General features: G+C 41.3%; 15 protein-coding genes and 1 other annotated feature. All 15 genes read right to left on the bottom strand.

Annotation, left to right across the window (positions count from 1 at the left end):
• Nucleotides 1-31: 31 nt before the first annotated feature.
• A complete protein-coding gene (gene ileS, locus BM195_RS11825; RefSeq protein ID WP_090238335.1) occupies nucleotides 32-2,788 on the bottom strand; it encodes an isoleucine--tRNA ligase in 2,757 nt (918 codons plus the stop codon).
• 400 nt (nucleotides 2,789-3,188) lie between these two features.
• Nucleotides 3,189-3,421 (bottom strand) — a binding site (T-box leader).
• A 48-nt stretch (nucleotides 3,422-3,469) separates the two neighbouring features.
• The gene (locus tag BM195_RS11820) at nucleotides 3,470-3,985 is read right to left on the bottom strand and encodes a DivIVA domain-containing protein (protein ID WP_090238332.1); all 516 of its coding nucleotides are present in this window, start codon (nucleotides 3,983-3,985) and stop codon (nucleotides 3,470-3,472) included.
• Nucleotides 3,986-4,090: 105 nt separating this feature from the next.
• Entirely contained in the window at nucleotides 4,091-4,867 is a 777-nt protein-coding gene (locus BM195_RS11815; protein ID WP_090238329.1) for a YlmH family RNA-binding protein, read from the bottom strand.
• Nucleotides 4,868-4,879: 12 nt separating this feature from the next.
• On the bottom strand, nucleotides 4,880-5,143 hold the full coding sequence (locus BM195_RS11810) for a YggT family protein (RefSeq protein ID WP_090238326.1): 264 nt from the start codon (nucleotides 5,141-5,143) through the stop codon (nucleotides 4,880-4,882).
• 6 nt (nucleotides 5,144-5,149) lie between these two features.
• The gene (locus BM195_RS11805; protein ID WP_090238323.1) at nucleotides 5,150-5,584 is read right to left on the bottom strand and encodes a cell division protein SepF; all 435 of its coding nucleotides are present in this window, start codon (nucleotides 5,582-5,584) and stop codon (nucleotides 5,150-5,152) included.
• A 15-nt stretch (nucleotides 5,585-5,599) separates the two neighbouring features.
• Nucleotides 5,600-6,271 (bottom strand): YggS family pyridoxal phosphate-dependent enzyme, encoded by a 672-nt coding sequence (locus BM195_RS11800; protein WP_170848243.1) that lies wholly within the window; start codon nucleotides 6,269-6,271, stop codon nucleotides 5,600-5,602.
• A gap of 25 nt (nucleotides 6,272-6,296) precedes the next feature.
• Complete coding sequence (gene pgeF, locus BM195_RS11795; RefSeq protein WP_090238320.1) at nucleotides 6,297-7,106, bottom strand: peptidoglycan editing factor PgeF; 810 nt, start codon at nucleotides 7,104-7,106, stop codon at nucleotides 6,297-6,299.
• Nucleotides 7,107-7,164: 58 nt separating this feature from the next.
• Nucleotides 7,165-7,437 (bottom strand): YlmC/YmxH family sporulation protein, encoded by a 273-nt coding sequence (locus tag BM195_RS11790; RefSeq protein ID WP_090238317.1) that lies wholly within the window; start codon nucleotides 7,435-7,437, stop codon nucleotides 7,165-7,167.
• 643 nt (nucleotides 7,438-8,080) lie between these two features.
• Complete coding sequence (sigG, locus tag BM195_RS11785; RefSeq protein WP_090238314.1) at nucleotides 8,081-8,860, bottom strand: RNA polymerase sporulation sigma factor SigG; 780 nt, start codon at nucleotides 8,858-8,860, stop codon at nucleotides 8,081-8,083.
• Between the two features lie 120 nt (nucleotides 8,861-8,980).
• Complete coding sequence (gene sigE / locus BM195_RS11780; RefSeq protein WP_090238616.1) at nucleotides 8,981-9,700, bottom strand: RNA polymerase sporulation sigma factor SigE; 720 nt, start codon at nucleotides 9,698-9,700, stop codon at nucleotides 8,981-8,983.
• A gap of 72 nt (nucleotides 9,701-9,772) precedes the next feature.
• Nucleotides 9,773-10,693 carry a sigma-E processing peptidase SpoIIGA gene (spoIIGA, locus tag BM195_RS11775; RefSeq protein ID WP_090238311.1) on the bottom strand — a complete coding sequence of 307 codons (921 nt, stop codon included), beginning with the start codon at nucleotides 10,691-10,693 and terminating at the stop codon, nucleotides 9,773-9,775.
• Nucleotides 10,694-11,644: 951 nt separating this feature from the next.
• Nucleotides 11,645-12,778: a cell division protein FtsZ gene (ftsZ, locus tag BM195_RS11770; RefSeq protein ID WP_090238308.1), complete on the bottom strand. Its 1,134-nt coding sequence runs from the start codon at nucleotides 12,776-12,778 to the stop codon at nucleotides 11,645-11,647.
• A 114-nt stretch (nucleotides 12,779-12,892) separates the two neighbouring features.
• Nucleotides 12,893-14,173, bottom strand: a complete 1,281-nt coding sequence (gene ftsA / locus BM195_RS11765; protein WP_090238305.1) for a cell division protein FtsA — start codon at nucleotides 14,171-14,173, stop codon at nucleotides 12,893-12,895.
• A 196-nt stretch (nucleotides 14,174-14,369) separates the two neighbouring features.
• Nucleotides 14,370-15,170, bottom strand: a complete 801-nt coding sequence (locus BM195_RS11760) for a cell division protein FtsQ/DivIB (protein ID WP_090238303.1) — start codon at nucleotides 15,168-15,170, stop codon at nucleotides 14,370-14,372.
• 154 nt (nucleotides 15,171-15,324) lie between these two features.
• Nucleotides 15,325-16,425, bottom strand: coding sequence for a stage V sporulation protein E (gene spoVE, locus BM195_RS11755; RefSeq protein WP_090238613.1), 1,101 nt, complete (start codon nucleotides 16,423-16,425; stop codon nucleotides 15,325-15,327).
• Between the last annotated feature and the right edge of the window lie 70 nt (nucleotides 16,426-16,495).

The following is a 16,495-nucleotide window of genomic DNA, read 5'->3' as shown; positions in this document are numbered from 1 at the left end:
CAAAAGGATAGGCGTCTTTTACGTATTGATTTTATGCATTATAATGCTCTTTCACAATATCCGCACATCGTGAACATAGATCCGGATGGTCCTGATCCTGACCAACCGTTTCAGCGGACGTCCAGCAGCGCGCACATTTTTCACCTGAGTGCTTCTCAACTTCAACATCGACATACCGGTATTCGTTCGCATCGGATGCATTGTTTGTTACATCGGCTTCTGAAACGATGAAAAGCTGATGCAGATTGGAAATGCCGGCAAGCACTTCCTTTGTTTCACTATCTTTCGGAACGACGGTAATCTTTGCTTCCAGTGATTTTCCGATAACTTTATCTTCCCGTGCTTCTTCCAATGCCTTCAGGACATCATCTCTTACTTGCATAAAGTGATCCCATTTTTCATGCAGTGTGTCAAAGCCGGTGATTCCCCTTGGTTCCGGAATATCAGTCAGTTGAACACTTTCTTCCTCGATACCTGGGATGTACTCCCACATTTCATCAGCCGTATGCGGAATAATCGGTGTCAGCAGTTTCACCAATGTTGTGACAATCTCAAAATAGGCTGTCTGAATGCTTCTGCGGCGGTGGTTATCCGCTGCCTCGATATACAAAATATCTTTGGCAAAATCAAGATAGAATGAACTTAAATCAACCGTACAGAAATTATGAATGTATGAATAGATTGGTGAGTATTCATAAACATCATAGCTGTCTCGGACGTTCTTCAATAAGTTCTGCAGGCGGTGCAGCATGTAACGGTCGACTTCTTCCATTTCCGCTTCAGGCACTGCATCTTTCGCCGGATCAAAATCAGCTAAATTCCCGAGCATGAACCGGACTGTGTTACGGATTTTACGATAAGCCTCAGAAATCTGTTTCAGAATCTCCTGGGATATCCGCACATCTGCCTGATAATCAACCGATGATACCCACAGACGCAAAATATCAATGCCAAGCTGTTTTTGAATTTTTAACGGATCCATCACATTGCCGAGTGATTTACTCATTTTCCGGCCGTCGCCATCCAATGTAAAACCATGGCTGATAATTGTTTCATATGGCGCTCTGCCTGTTACAGCCACTGCTGTCGAAATGGATGAATTAAACCAGCCGCGATACTGGTCACTCCCTTCCAAGTAAACATCGGCTGGACGTCTGTGATCTGCGCGTCCCATTAAGACAGCTTCATGGGAAGATCCAGAATCAAACCAGACATCCATAATATCCGTTTCTTTGGTGAATTTACCATTCGGACTATGCTCAGAAGTGAATCCTTCCGGCAAGAGATCTTCGGCTTCGCGTTCAAACCAGACGTTCGATCCGTGCTCGGCAAATAATTTGGATACATGTTCAATGGTTTCATCAGTAATAATTGGTGTATGATCTTCTGCATAGAACACCGGAATTGGCACTCCCCATGTCCGCTGCCGGGAAATACACCAGTCTTCACGGTCACGCACCATATTATAGAGCCGTGTTTCGCCCCAGGCAGGATACCAGCTGATCCGATTGATTTCATCCAGAATGTTCTGGCGGAAATCCTTGATGGATGCAAACCATTGGGATGTTGCCCGGAAAATGGTCGGCTTTTTCGTACGCCAGTCATGCGGATACGAGTGTGTGATGAATGTCAGTTTCAGCAACGAACCAACTTCTTCCAGTTTTTCGGTGATCATTTTGTTGGCCTGATCGTAAAACAATCCTTCAAATCCTGGTGCTTCATCGGTGAAATAGCCTTTTTCATCAACCGGGGACAATGGTTCCAGGCCATATCTTCTTGACATGTAAAAGTCATCTTCCCCGTGCCCTGGTGACGTGTGAACACAGCCGGTACCTGCGTCTGTTGTAACATGGTCTCCAAGCATGACAAGTGAATCACGGTCATAAAACGGGTGTTTGGCAGTGACTTTGTCCGCTTCCTCCCCTTTAAACGTTTTGACAACTTCCGGATCGTCCCATTCCAGTTCATCTGTCAATGTCTCCAATAACTCATGAGCAATCACATATTTTTCACCATTAACGGCAACAACGGCATACTCCAGTTCGGGATTCAGTGCAATACCAAGATTTGCTGGAATGGTCCATGGCGTGGTTGTCCAAATGATGATTTTTTCGTCACCATCAAGCACATCTTTGCCGTCTGTCACGTCAAAAGCAACATAGATGGATGGTGACCGTTTATCATAGTATTCGATTTCGGCTTCTGCCAATGCCGACTCTGAGGAAGGAGACCAATAAACAGGCTTCAGCCCTTTATAGATATATTCTTTTTTGGCCATCTCGCCAAACACCCTGATCTGTGCTGCTTCATAATCTTTGGTCAGTGTGATATAAGGGTTATCCCAATCGCCGCGGATACCAAACTTTTTAAATTGTGTTCGCTGATTATCAAGCTGCCCCATCGCATATTCGGCACATTTTTGCCTGAACTCGGCAACGCTCATTTTTTTGCGGTCAACCTTTTTCTTTTTGGTCAACGCCGTTTCTACCGGAAGGCCGTGTGTGTCCCAACCAGGAACATATGGCGCATGATAGCCGCTCATTGATTTATACCGTGTGATAAAATCCTTCAGTATTTTATTAAGCGCATGCCCGATATGCAAGTCACCATTTGCATACGGAGGCCCGTCATGCAAAATGAACAGCGGGCGTCCCTTTGTCCGCTCAAGCCCTTTTTCGTAAATCTGTTCCTCATCCCACTTTTTCTGTCGCTCAGGCTCTTTATTCGGCAAATTCCCACGCATCGGAAATTTCGTCTTTGGCATTAGTAATGTATCTTTATAATCCAATATGTTTTCCTCCTTGTTTTGTTTAAAATGTAATGTAACTTTTCATATTCTTTGTGTTATCCACCACGCAGTTGACATACATTCCGCTTTCCGCGAGCTCCCCACGAGTATCTCAGGCCAACACGATGTTAGTCACAAAGGCGTTGGGGACAAGGAAAGCTGAGACAGCGATGCATCGCACGAAGAAAAAGAGCTTTCCCTTTTTCTAGGACGGTGGCGTTCTTAGCCTTTGTTCTTTGTACGCACTGCGAGGGCTCTGAGGCTCCTTTATGTCAATTACTGACTCAGTGGTCATCCCAAAAAATTATGTGGATGGAGGCTTGACGCAAGCCCGGAGAAGACGAGTATCTTCCGCTGCAATCAACCTTAAAAAGTATCATAAAAAAGCCTTCTCATTCCCAAAAGGGACGAGAAGACTCGCGGTACCACCCTTATAAATTTAAAATCATTCATCAGTCCATTTTAAATTCACTCGAGATCCGTAACGTGAATCAACCGTCCTTTCCTACTCCTACTCGGTTCAGAATGGATACTCGGGAGTGATGTTCTGAATGTATCACTGTATCAGGCTTACACCAGTTCCTGATTCGCTGGACAGGTAACCATTCATACTGTCTCCGTCATCATATTACGTATTAATATAGAAGTCATTATATGTAAAATACAGGCAGACGTCAAGGCCTATGCCTTAGTTTCAGCATAGTCAGGCGTCTCATCCGATTCGCCGTCCATTTCCTCATCAAATAATTCGTCCCAGTCACCCGCATCAATGACATCAAGCTGAGCTTCCACGAGCATTTTCAGACGAGTACGGAACACTTTTGCCTGTTTTTTCAGTTCCTCAACTTCCATTTCAATTCTGCGGGATTTGTTTAATGCTTCATTCACAATCCGATCTGCATTTTTCTCGGCTTCTTTAATGATTAATTTGGATTCTTTCTGCGCATTTCCTTTTAATTCTTCAGCCGTTTCCTGTGCAATCAGAATGGAGTTATTTAAAGTACTTTCGATATTCGTAAAATGTCCAAGCTTTTCATTTAATTGGTCGACTTTTTCCTGTAAATCTTTTTTATCACGGATGCTCATTTCATAATCTTTAATTACCTGATCGAGAAATTCATTGACCTCATCCTCATCGTAGCCGCGAAAACTTCTCGTAAATTCCTTATTGTGAATGTCCAGGGGTGTTAATGACACACAGGCCACCTCCTTAAGTGGTTTAACCAATTATATTAAAGTATATAAGTCCATATTATAAGTATTTTCGACATAAAGTCCAAAAATCCTGCCATCTGATCAAAATTATTTTAAGCGAGCTGTTGTAATGCTGATGTTGTCTTTTTTGGTACGGCCATTGATCCCGATCAGTTTACTTCTTCCTTTTCCCCTTAATGAAAGCATGTCGCCTGCTTCCAAAACCAGCTTCGGATCAACAGTCACTTTATAGTTTACTTTCACAAGTCCTTTTGTGACCAATTCGGATGCATTTTTTCGGGACAAATTGTAAATCGCTTTTATCACAGTATCCAAACGAAGCGAAGATACAATCTGACTGGATTCGACCCAATTGACTTCCTTTTCTACAACGGATGAAAGCGGCTGTTCCTCTAGTTTAATGCTTGTTTTTTTGATAGCCCTCAAATTAGTGAGCACATATGGTGCAATTTCTTCGGCCATAATCATTTGAATCAGCCCGTCTTCAACCAGGATATCGCCGAGTTTTTGACGTTTAATCCCCAAAGACAAAAATGCACCCATAACATCGCGATGACCTAGTGATACAAATTTTTCATGATAGGATCCTTGCATTAAGGTCAGGTGAAAATCAGCTTCTGTCATTTCTTCATACATTGGTGCAATAATAACTCGTTTTCGTTCAGCATTATTGCTGCCGCCATGTTGATGCACTTTCAATTCTTCCATGCTTGTTCCTGTGAGCATATCAACAATTTGCTGTTCTCTCGGATCAAGGAAATCAGTTACCTTCTTCTGATATGTTTTTTCCACATGATCTATCCATGATAGTGTCTGATCAATAAAAGGGTGTTCATCTTTTCTGAAATGCTGGTAAATTTCCATTATCATAAACCTCTAAAACCAGCTGAACAGGACTGGCAAACCAAACGCTCTGGCAAAATAGAGAACAAAAATAGCAACGATCGGGGAGATATCAATCATACCAATCGGCGGTATAATGCGCCGGAATGGTTCAAGATATGGTTCGCATATTTTGGCCAGAAAAACACCAAATGAAGATTCACGCGCCCCGGGAAACCAGGACATGAATATATAAATAATTAGGGCAAAGCTATAAAGCTCCAATGCCAGATATAATAAACTGAGTAGTGATTGCATAATTGGTTACCATCCTTTACTATATTCGTCTTCTTCGACAATTGATTCTGTTATGGAACCCGAAACATCAACGTTATCGGGTGTACAAAGAAATGTTTCGGCACCAAGCTTTTGAATATCTCCGTTAATGGCATACACCGTACCACTTAGAAAATCAACAATACGTTTTGCCTGCTCATGATCAACCCGCTGCATATTTATCACAATTGCCCGTTTATTCACGACATTATCGGCAATTTCCTGTGCTTCGCTATAATTGCGCGGTTCATGTAAAACGACTTTTGATGTTGGCCCCTGCATCGTTGTTAAATTCACAACATTTCCATTTTTGCTCCGTTGAGTCCCCGCAGATTCGTAACTGTTTACTTCCTCCTGCTGTTCCACATACTCATAATCGTCTTCCATCGTGAAAAACGTCTTGATTTTGTTCTTAAAGCTCATCATTTCACCCCGTTTTTAGGATCCGACCAGTTTGGATCCGATTCGGATATGTGTTGCACCCTCTTCTACAGCAAGCTGATAGTCATTGCTCATGCCCATCGATAAGTATTCACATGGCGCATATGTCAATTGTTCTGCCTTTATGTTATCCCTCAGTGAAACCAGGTGTCTGAAAATGCTCCGTAGATGAGCCTTATCGTCAATATGTGGTGCCATCGTCATCAGCCCAACTACTCGGACGTTTTCAAACACTTCCAGCTCTTTAATAAATGAAAGTGTGTCGTCAGGGGCAAGGCCATGTTTCGATTCCTCACCGCTGACATTCACCTGTACAAAACAATCAACAGGGGTTTCCGTCCGCTTATTAATTTCTTGGGCCAGTGACATCCGGTCCAATGAATGAATAGCATCAACCTTATCGACAACTTCTTTGACCTTTCTTGACTGTAATGTACCGATAAAATGCCATGACGCTTTATCCTGTATGCAGTCGTGTTTTTCTAGAAAGCCTTCCAGCCTATTTTCACCAAGATTTTTGATTCCGGCATTAATCGCTTCTTCTGTTCGTTCTATTGTAACATATTTCGTGACACCAATTATGGTAATTTCCTCAGGATTTCGATTACTTTTTGCACAAGCTTGTTCAATGTTTTGTTTAATATGGCGCAAATTTGTTGCTACATCCATTATAGCCTTCGTCCTCCCCGTTTTATCATTTTTCATAACCAATGTAGCCCAGCATTCTTCCTGTTTTCCCCTGATCACGCCGGTGCGAGAAAAATAGTGATTCATCGAAAAATGTGCAATAATTTGTTACGTCTATATTATGACGTAAAATACCTTGCTGTAAAAGAATTTCTATGTTTAATTGTTTCAAATCAAGCAAAAAGCGGTCATTCTCCAGTTTAGTCACCGTTTTTCCGAACAGCTCATCCGGAATATGACGGACAATTCGCTCATCTACCTCGTATACATTACCAGATATACTTGGACCTATGGCAACTAAAACATCAGCCGGTTCAGCACCAGCCAATTGCAGTGTTTCAACCATTTCTTGACCGATACGATGGACGGTTCCTTTCCATCCCGCATGTGCAATACCAATATATCCTGAAACGGGATCGAAGAAATAAATGGGAACACAATCAGCAAAAAACGCCGTACACAGTATACCATTGCGGTTCGTGATGATACCATCAATATCTTTTAATGACGTATCATAGGCTGTTGCTCCTTTTCCACTGTCCTGATCATTTACAACATGAACGTTTGTCTGATGGGTCTGTTCGCCGGATACCCATGATGCTAATGGCGCATGGAGTATCTCTGCCAGTCTCCGTCGATTGGCGAGGACGTTTTCTGATTTATCCGGTACGTGTAAACCAAGGTTCATTGTATCATAAGGAACTTTACTGTATCCGCCATTTCGCGTTGTAAAACCCGCCTTCAGATCAGGGTTCAGCTGTTGCCATTTTTCGATGGTTAAATTGGTCTCTGTCACCTGCTGAAATGGTTCCGTCATTTGGTTATTCCCCCTAATCAACGTTATGTGCTTGTACCATTTTACCATATTTCAGTCATTATTCGAGCAATTGTTGATCCGGATAAAGAGAAGGTGATGTTACCTCCCTGACCAAAATGACATCTGTGCCGATCACCTCAATGTGGTTCCAGGGTATAATCAGCTCATCGGATTTCCCGAAAAGGCTCGATTTTTTATCTTTAGCGAAAATCACCAATGCTGTAATCTTCCCGTTATCCCCGTCAATTTCCAGATCAGAAATATGTCCTAGCCTCTTGCCGTCACTCATTACAATCACTTCTTTTATTTGCAAATCGGATAATGTTACCACTGAGATTCACCTGCCTTACTACAGATTATATGCAGATAGATGTTCAAAATATTATGATCCCTCTTGTTTAATACAATCGAATTTGTCCTCAAAAAAGTGATATGGACGAATCAATTTCATAATAGTGCAACTTCAGTGTTTTTACAGGGATTTTTTAACTTTTTTCATAATGGTTGTTGTTATCCAGCCATAGTCCGAACACACGTGCTTGTCGCGTTGCAAGCCATTTTGACGAAGCATCCGCTCCTCGCAACGCGCAGCTTATTCGGTGGAAGTGCAACTCGTCGCTTTCCGCAGGCGATTGCATGTCCCGCAGGTGTCTACACGTATTCGGATTGCTTAACGCATGCTTCTTATCAAATGGAGACGATCTTTTATACAAAATCCTGATTAAGCAGCCTGTTGTTGGTTTAGGCCTCCGTTGATACGATCTGCAGCTAAAAATTCATGCATGGACGATTAAAAAATGATCGCAAAAAAACGACCCCAAATAGCATTTGGCGCCGATTGCAATTAGAAGAGATATGCAGTTATGTCTTTACTGGAATCCTCCTTTATTAGGGTTTAATGTAACTCTTTCGCTGATTCCCTCCCAATCAAAGTCATCTGACATCCGGCACGACTTGTATCAACCTAGTCATACCTACTCGAACATTTCTTTGTTCATTTGGTCAATGGCTGCTTTTTCAAGTCGGGAGACCTGTGCCTGGGATATACCAATTTCATCAGCCACTTCCATTTGCGTCTTTCCTTGGAAGAAGCGTTTGTTCAGGATCATTTTTTCACGATCATTGAGCTGATACATCCCTTCTTTCAGTGAAAGCTTATCAACCCACAGCGAATCTTTATCTTTATCATCGCTCAGCTGGTCCATAACATAGATCGGGTCACCGCCATCATTATAAATAGGTTCAAATAGCGAGACTGGATCCTGGATGGCATCCATTGCAAATACAATATCTGAATGGTCGACATCCATTTCTTCGGCTATTTCCATGGCTGTTGGCTCTTTGGAGGTTTTACTGATTAATTTTTCCCTGACTTGAAGTGCTTTGTAAGCCGTATCCCGCAATGACCTTGAAACCCTGATTGGATTGTTATCCCGCAGATATCGCCTTATTTCACCGATAATCATCGGTACAGCATAAGTGGAAAACTTTACATTATGTCCTAAGTCAAAATTATCAATTGATTTCATGAGTCCAATACAGCCAACCTGGAATAAATCATCACCATATTCACCGCGGTTATTAAAGCGCTGAATAACACTTAATACAAGGCGCAGATTCCCGTTCACCAATTCTTCCCTAGCTGTTAAATCACCGTCTTTCATTCGTTTAAACAATTCACGCATTTCATTGTTTTTTAGTACAGGTAATTTTGATGTATCAACTCCGCAAATTTCTACTTTATGTTTTGTCATATTCTACCCTCCCGGTGGAGATGCTGTTCATGAAAAGTATCTCCCCATAGAAGGTTTTTTATGCAAACCTGAATGGTAAATAAGACATGCTAAAACACTTTAAATCACGTCGCGCATAAGTCAAACCATTTTATTAAATTCTTTTTGCAGACGCCGTATAATTTTTTTCTCCAAGCGGGATATATATGATTGTGAAATACCTAACATATCGGCGACATCCTTTTGAGTCTTTTCTTCCTTGCCAACCAGACCAAAGCGAAGTTCCATAATTTGTTTTTCGCGTGCATTCAGCTGTGATAGTGCATTTTTCAGTAAATGTTTATCCACATTGGTTTCAATATCCCTTGTGATCACATCCTCGTCTGTGCCGAGAACATCTGACAGCAGCAATTCATTGCCGTCCCAATCAATATTCAGCGGTTCATCAAAGGAAATTTCGGATTTTAGTTTATTATTCCTTCTTAAGTACATTAATATTTCATTTTCGATACATCTTGAAGCGTAAGTTGCAAGCTTAATTTTCTTTTCAGGGTTAAATGTATTGACAGCTTTAATCAGCCCGATCGTACCAATACTGATCAGATCTTCAATATTAATACCGGTGTTTTCAAATTTTCGTGCAATGTAAACGACTAAACGCAGATTTCGCTCAATCAGCATCGCCCTGGCGGATTTGTCCCCTTCAGGAAGTAATTCCAGCAAGCGTTTCTCTTCTTCTTTGGATAATGGCGGCGGAAGGGCTTCACTGCCACCTATGTAATATATCTCATCCGTCTTGAGACCCAGTTTAAATAGTATTTTATACCACCATAAACGCATCCGAAGTCTTATAAGTTTCAAATTAAGTCGCTCCTTTTTCGCTTTTTTTGCAGCCAATGGCAGTATAAGCCACCATTGTCGGTATGGCATCGTTTAAGCTGAAGCTGGTGCAGCCATTTTTATAATTTTGGGATGTAACAAACAATGATAGGATCTGTCTTTGGCCAGTTCTGCAAATTGAATACCGATCAGCACTTTACGTGTCACGATATGCTCGCCGTTATAAATAACCGTCACATTATCCGGTTTGATCGCCATCATGAATGTACGATTACCTTCAACACCTTGAAACGGGACGATTTGAAGTCGCTTTTCCCAATCATTTGGCAGCTTATCAAAGTCCAGGCTGTCATGAGCAGCCTTCAGCATTTCCCATTCATGCTCCGTAAACCATTGTTTTAAAAAATACTCATCACAAATCATCACCGGTTTTTTAGTTAATGGATCTGTCAGCTGGTTGCCGCTATCAATATATCCCATTGTTGATTTACTGATCTGTTGAATGTGAATAGTGACGGAACATAACTGGTCATATCGGATTTTTTCCACTGCATGCTTGTCCATACGCAATTTAGTAAAATACCAGATCAACGGGAAGCCAATAACGACGAACAGCCAGCTGATTGGATCACCATAGCCGCTATTAAATGTAAGCACCCCATTTGCAGACAGACCAACCGGATTTTGGAATAGAAAGTGTATTGCGATCAATCCACCCCCTATAGCAAATGTTGTAAAGTAAAATAAGAGCAGCAATTTGATCATCTGATAGATTGAATAAATTCGAAAACTGCATAAAATGATCAGTATCGAATACATCAGCTTGCCTATCAGACTCGTAAAAAATGAATCAGGATAATAAATGGACAGTGGCACCAATAATGAAGCGATGAACGCTCCAAACATGATTCTGCGTTTTCTTGTGCTGTCTTTTGCCAGTGCCTGTGTCAGCATGAGTAACATCAAATCCAGAAAAAAGTTTAATAGCCAGACAGCATCAAGATAAATGGTCACACATTGTTCTTCCTTTCCTGTCATAATCCCTTTACAGCGGATCCTTCAAGAGTACGGTAAATATACGCTTGATTATATGCTGCTTTTTAAACGCCCGCTATAAGAAAGTATAGTAGTATTGGACAGCAAAGTCTGTCACTTCATGTAGGCTTAATGGGACTAATTTTAACTACTTATCGAATAACTTGTCGTATAAGAAAAATCCGGATGTAACTCGGTTTTTTCCAGAGGTCAGAATGGAGAAAATCGATGGATCAGCCGATTTCAAATTAACATTTTTATGCTAAAAGGTATATTCTCTTACCTAAAAAAGGCAACCAGATTAAATCTGATTGCCTTCCTATACGTTATTCACTATGATTCCGCCTTACAGGCAGTAAGCTCCTTACTTCAACTGTTATAGATATACCCTCTAAAGAATGTGAAGATCTGCTGCCCGTAAATGTCCGATTCTGTTCAACTAACATTCAGCGGGGTAGTACACCCGCTGAATGAAGTTTCACTTTATCCCGCATGTAACGGGCAGCAAGATCCCACTTCAATATTTGGTCTGATACTGGAAATGGCAAAGTGAAGATCTGCTGCCCGTAAATGTCCGATTCTGTTCAACTAACATTCAGCGGGGTAGTACACCCGCTGAATGAAGTTTCACTTTATCCCGCATGTAACGGGCAGCAAGATCCCACTTCAATATTTGGTCTGATACTGGAAATGGCAAAGTGAAGATCTGCTGCCCGTAAATGTCCGATTCTGTTCAACTAACATTCAGCGGGGTAGTACACCCGCTGAATGAAGTTTCACTTTATCCCGCATATAACGGGCAGCAAGATCCCACTTCAATATTTGGTCTGATACTGGAAATGGCAAAGTGAAGATCTGCTGCCCGTAAATGTCCGATTCTATTCAACTAACATTCAGCGGGGTAGTACACCCGCTGAATGAAGTTTCACTTTACCGATTACGGTTTCGATTCCGTAAAAAGGTTGGAATATCTAATTCGTCTTCCTGTGTATTAGGACGGTTTTGCTGATTTTGGGTCTGCTCACGCGGTGTCTCATCTGTTGACTTTGACGCTGCATGCTGATTATGATTAATAACCGGTCGCTGACGGGGCTGATTGTCCTCTTTTTGACTTTCATCAAAACCGGTTGCAATCACCGTTACAATAATTTCATCCTTCAGGTTTTCGTTAATAACCGAACCAAAGATAACATTAACTTCATTATCAGCGGCTGAAGTTACGAGATCCGCCGCTTCCTGAACTTCATAGAGGCTCAGATTGGTACCGCCCGTAATATTCATCAGGATACCATGTGCTCCATCGATCGACGTTTCCAGGAGTGGTGAGGAAATGGCTTTTTTAGCGGCTTCCGTTGCACGGTTTTCACCAGTTGCAATCCCAATTCCCATTAAAGCGGAACCTTTATCAAACATAATTGTTTTCACATCGGCAAAGTCCACATTGATTAATCCGGGCTTGGCAATTAAGTCGGAAATACCTTGTACACCTTGACGCAGTACATTGTCCGCTTCACGGAATGCTTCTAACATTGGCGTATTTTTATCAACAATCTCCAGGAGACGATCATTCGGAATAACAATCAACGTATCCACATTTGTTTTCAGTGAATCAATTCCCGAAACGGCCTGTGTTGATCTTCTTTTGCCTTCAAATGTGAATGGACGGGTCACAACACCTACTGTCAGAGCACCGATTTCTTTGGCAATTTGAGCAATAACCGGTGCGGCACCTGTACCAGTTCCCCCTCCCATTCCAGCTGTCACAAATATCATATCGGCACCCTGCAATGCCTCTTCCAATTGTTCTTTATTCTCTTCAGCAGCTTTTCTGCCTACTTCCGGATTCGCACCGGCACCTAAACCACGTGTCAATTTACCGCCGATTTGCAGTTTCGTTTCTGCTTTTGCCAGATTCAAGGCTTGTGCATCCGTGTTGACAGCAATAAATTCAACACCTTCAACACCATGTTCAATCATGCGGTTGACTGCATTGCTGCCACCACCGCCTACACCAATTACTTTTATCGTTGCCAGTTGATCCATATTCGTTTCAAACTCTAACATACATCTGTTCCTCCTAATATGCTGAATTACAACGCTTTAAATGTTGATCTTCTGATGATGGTCGGACATACCCGAAAACACTCTGACGCAAACCTCCAGCAATTTTCTTTCTGTTTAATCAAAGAAATATTTAAACAAATTGGCGATCCCTGATTCCTTTTTCTTTGTTTTAGCTGGGGCATCCGAATTTCCTGCGTTTTTGGTACGTTTTGGTTTCGGTTCATCCTGATTTACGACGACAGAAGGTAAAAGCTCTTTTCCTTGTATTTTCGCATTACGATAAGCAAATTGCAAGATACCAATTCCAGCAGTAAATTGTGGTTCTCTTACACCTATGTAGTCAGGAATAGCAATCCGCACATTAGACTGGAATAAATCTTGCGCGAGTTCCATCACACCCGGCATTTTCATAATACCGCCGGTCAGAACATAACCTCCAGGTAATTGCTGATAGCCCATTCGCCTGATTTCCCGTTCTGCATAAGCATAGATTTCTTCTAATCTAGCTTCTATCATGTCAGAAGTTTGCAGTTGATTATACGTTTCTTTATGATTACTGCCTATGATTGATACGTTAAATGTTTCATCCTCCTGGGCATCATTGAAAAATGCATGTCCATAGTTCAACATGATATCCTCTGCCTCTTCCGTAGAAGTTCTCAGTCCAATTGATAAATCCTTGGTGATGTTATCTCCGCCTAAAGGAATAACACTTGTACCGACTAAATGGTCGTTTTCAAAGATGGAAACAGTCGTGGAGCCTCCACCAACATCGATTAGTGTAACACCAAGATTCTTCTCATCTTTTGATAGAGCAACTGTACCACTTGCAAGAGGCTGCAAACAAATATCTGAAATATGCAGGTTTGCACGTTCTACGCATTTGAGCAGGTTATGTAAAATGGTTTTGGAACATGTTATGATGGTCCCTTCCATCTCCAGCCTGACACCAATCATTCCTCGTGGATCAGTTATTTCGTCCAAACCATCAACGATAAACTGTTTCGGAATGACATCAATAATTTCACGTTCCGGTGGTATGGAGATGACTTGTGCACCATCAATCACCCGCTGGATATCTTCATTGCCAATTTCACGATTTTCACTTTGAACGGCAACAACACCGTGACATGGCTGCAGTTGTATATGATTCCCGTTCACACCTACTACAACACTGTCAATTTGCATACCGACCATTCGCTCTGCCTGTTCAACAGCATTTCGTATGGACTGTACGGTTTGATCAATATCAACAATTGCACCTTTTTTCATGCCATTCGATTGAGCTGTGCCAACCCCAATAATATTCAGGGAATCATTTAAAACTTCCCCAATAATCACTTTAATGTTTGATGTACCTATATCAAGACTCACTAGTATTTCACTGTTGTTCAAAGAAAGGCACCTCCTGATTCAGAAGCATCTGATATATTGCCTTTTATTTAATCAGATGAATTTTCTATTCGATTATATAAGCCTATAATCTATTATTTTAAAGGAATATACATAAAAAGAAAATATATATTGGTTAATTCTACAAAAAAACAGCAAAATCCTCTTATTTTCATAATTTTTATTCAGGAAATTTGCCTCAATGGTCATTACCATCCCCGTTTTCGGTCTCATCAGAAACCTCTTCTGCTGCCTGGTTAAACTCCTCAAAATAGGCACCAGCACCAATATGTATAATCCCCTTACTTCCCGATTCCAGTTGTGAAACGATTGAAGGATAAACACTCATATTATCAGCAAAATTTCTGATGGTACTATCAACCATATAACCATCATTCATATAAAGTATAATTTTATACTGATTATCATCACTTGGCTGCCAATGTATTTCTGATATCAGTTGCAAAATGCTTTCTGAAAGATTTGCCAGCTCTCCTGCCATTTGTTGTAAAAAATCTTCATCAGAAAATCCGAGCAGTAAAGGTCCATTACCGTTGACGTTTGTTTGCTCCAGTTCATCAAGAACCTTGCCATTTCCCAAAACTGGGTAGTGATGTTCATCATCATGGACATAGCCGACGTGATCGAATTCGGTTATACTGATTTGGACTGTCCAGGGCAGCTTCCGTTTTACCTCGGCCTGCTGAATGACCGGATTTTTGCTGATGGCGTTTCCTGTACCTGACTCATTGACGGTCCATATATTCATACCCTTTTCAATACTGCTTTCCTCAATCACTTCTTCATCCTCAACAAACGAATTCCCGGAAATCTCTATCGTTCGTACATGACTTAACGGTGACTGAAGATAAACAATGATGGAAATTAAAAAGAAAAAAATAGAAAGATAAAATATAAGCCGGCGGTTTGCCTTCTTTCTACGCTCCTGTTTCAGCGTAGGGATCCGATCTTCAATTGAAACTACATTTTTTTTCCCCATTTCTATTTCTTCCCTTTTCTGATCATTGTTAGTGAAATAGTAAAACGGCATCATACAATGCCGTTCTATCTCTACTGATTAAATTATATCATATATTACAATTGAACACGTAGTAAACTTACGCCAGATTCAATAAAAATTTGATATGTCAATCTTATAGCTTTGAATACCTGCTGATATTTAATAAAATTCCCACGGAGCAAAGCGTCAGTGTTAACGATGAACCGCCATAGCTTAAGAATGGCAAGGTAATACCTGTTACCGGAATCAATCCGATAACAACGCTGATGTTAATCATAACCTGAATGGTCAGCATAGATACAATGCCAAGCGCCAAAAACCTTCCATAAGCATCCGGAGCCTCCAAGGCAGCTTTAATACCGCGCCAAAACAGCAATGCAAACAAACCAATCACAAAGGTACCGCCTAAAAATCCCAGTTCCTCCCCGATTATGGAAAATATAAAATCGTTTTGGGGCTCAGGCAAGTAAAAATATTTTTGAATACTTTCTCCTAAACCAAGTCCCATTAATCCCCCGGGACCAATCGCATATAATGACTGAATAATTTGAAATCCATCTCCCAACGGATCCTCCCACGGATTGATAAATGCAGTAATTCGGCTTATTCGATAAGGCGCCGATAATATTAGCAAAAGAAAACCGATAACACCAATGGCAGCTAGTCCAAAAAAATGCAGCAGTCTGGCACCTGCAATATAAATCATAACCATACATGTGCCTACAAGCACAACACCTGTCCCGAGATCCGGCTGCAGCATAATAAGCCCGAATGCAGTGAAAACCAGAATAAGCGATGGGAAAAATCCCTTTTTAAACGATGTGATATACTTTTGCCGAACAGACAAGTAAACGGCCAGAAAAATGATTAATCCTAGTTTCATAAATTCAGAGGGCTGGATACTGAATGCACCGACACCAATCCAGCTCTGGGCCCCACCGCGCTCCATACCAATACCCGGAATGAGCACAGCGAGCAATAACAGGAAACAGGCAAGTAAAATGATGTTACTGTATTTTTTCCACGTGCTGTACGGAATTGCCATAAAAGACAACATCCCCACAATACCGATACCGCAAAAGAGTAATTGGCGTTTAAGGTAAAAAAATTGATCCGCATATTTATATTCAGCCCACACATAGGAAGAACTGTAAACCATAACGGCACCGATCAAAAGCAAAGACAAAATGATCGCCAACAGCGTATAGTCAGGTGCATACCTGGTTTTAAACATCCTTCGAAACAAAAAAACACCCCGTTTCCAGATTGATTGGAACAGGGGCTATTAGCATATCTAGCCTCCG

The sequence above is a fragment of the Lentibacillus halodurans genome (genome assembly GCF_900112045.1).
GTDB lineage: Bacteria > Bacillota > Bacilli > Bacillales > Amphibacillaceae > Lentibacillus > Lentibacillus halodurans.
The sequence above is the reverse complement of the archived record's forward strand: the minus strand, read 5'-3'. Positions and strand labels throughout refer to the sequence as shown.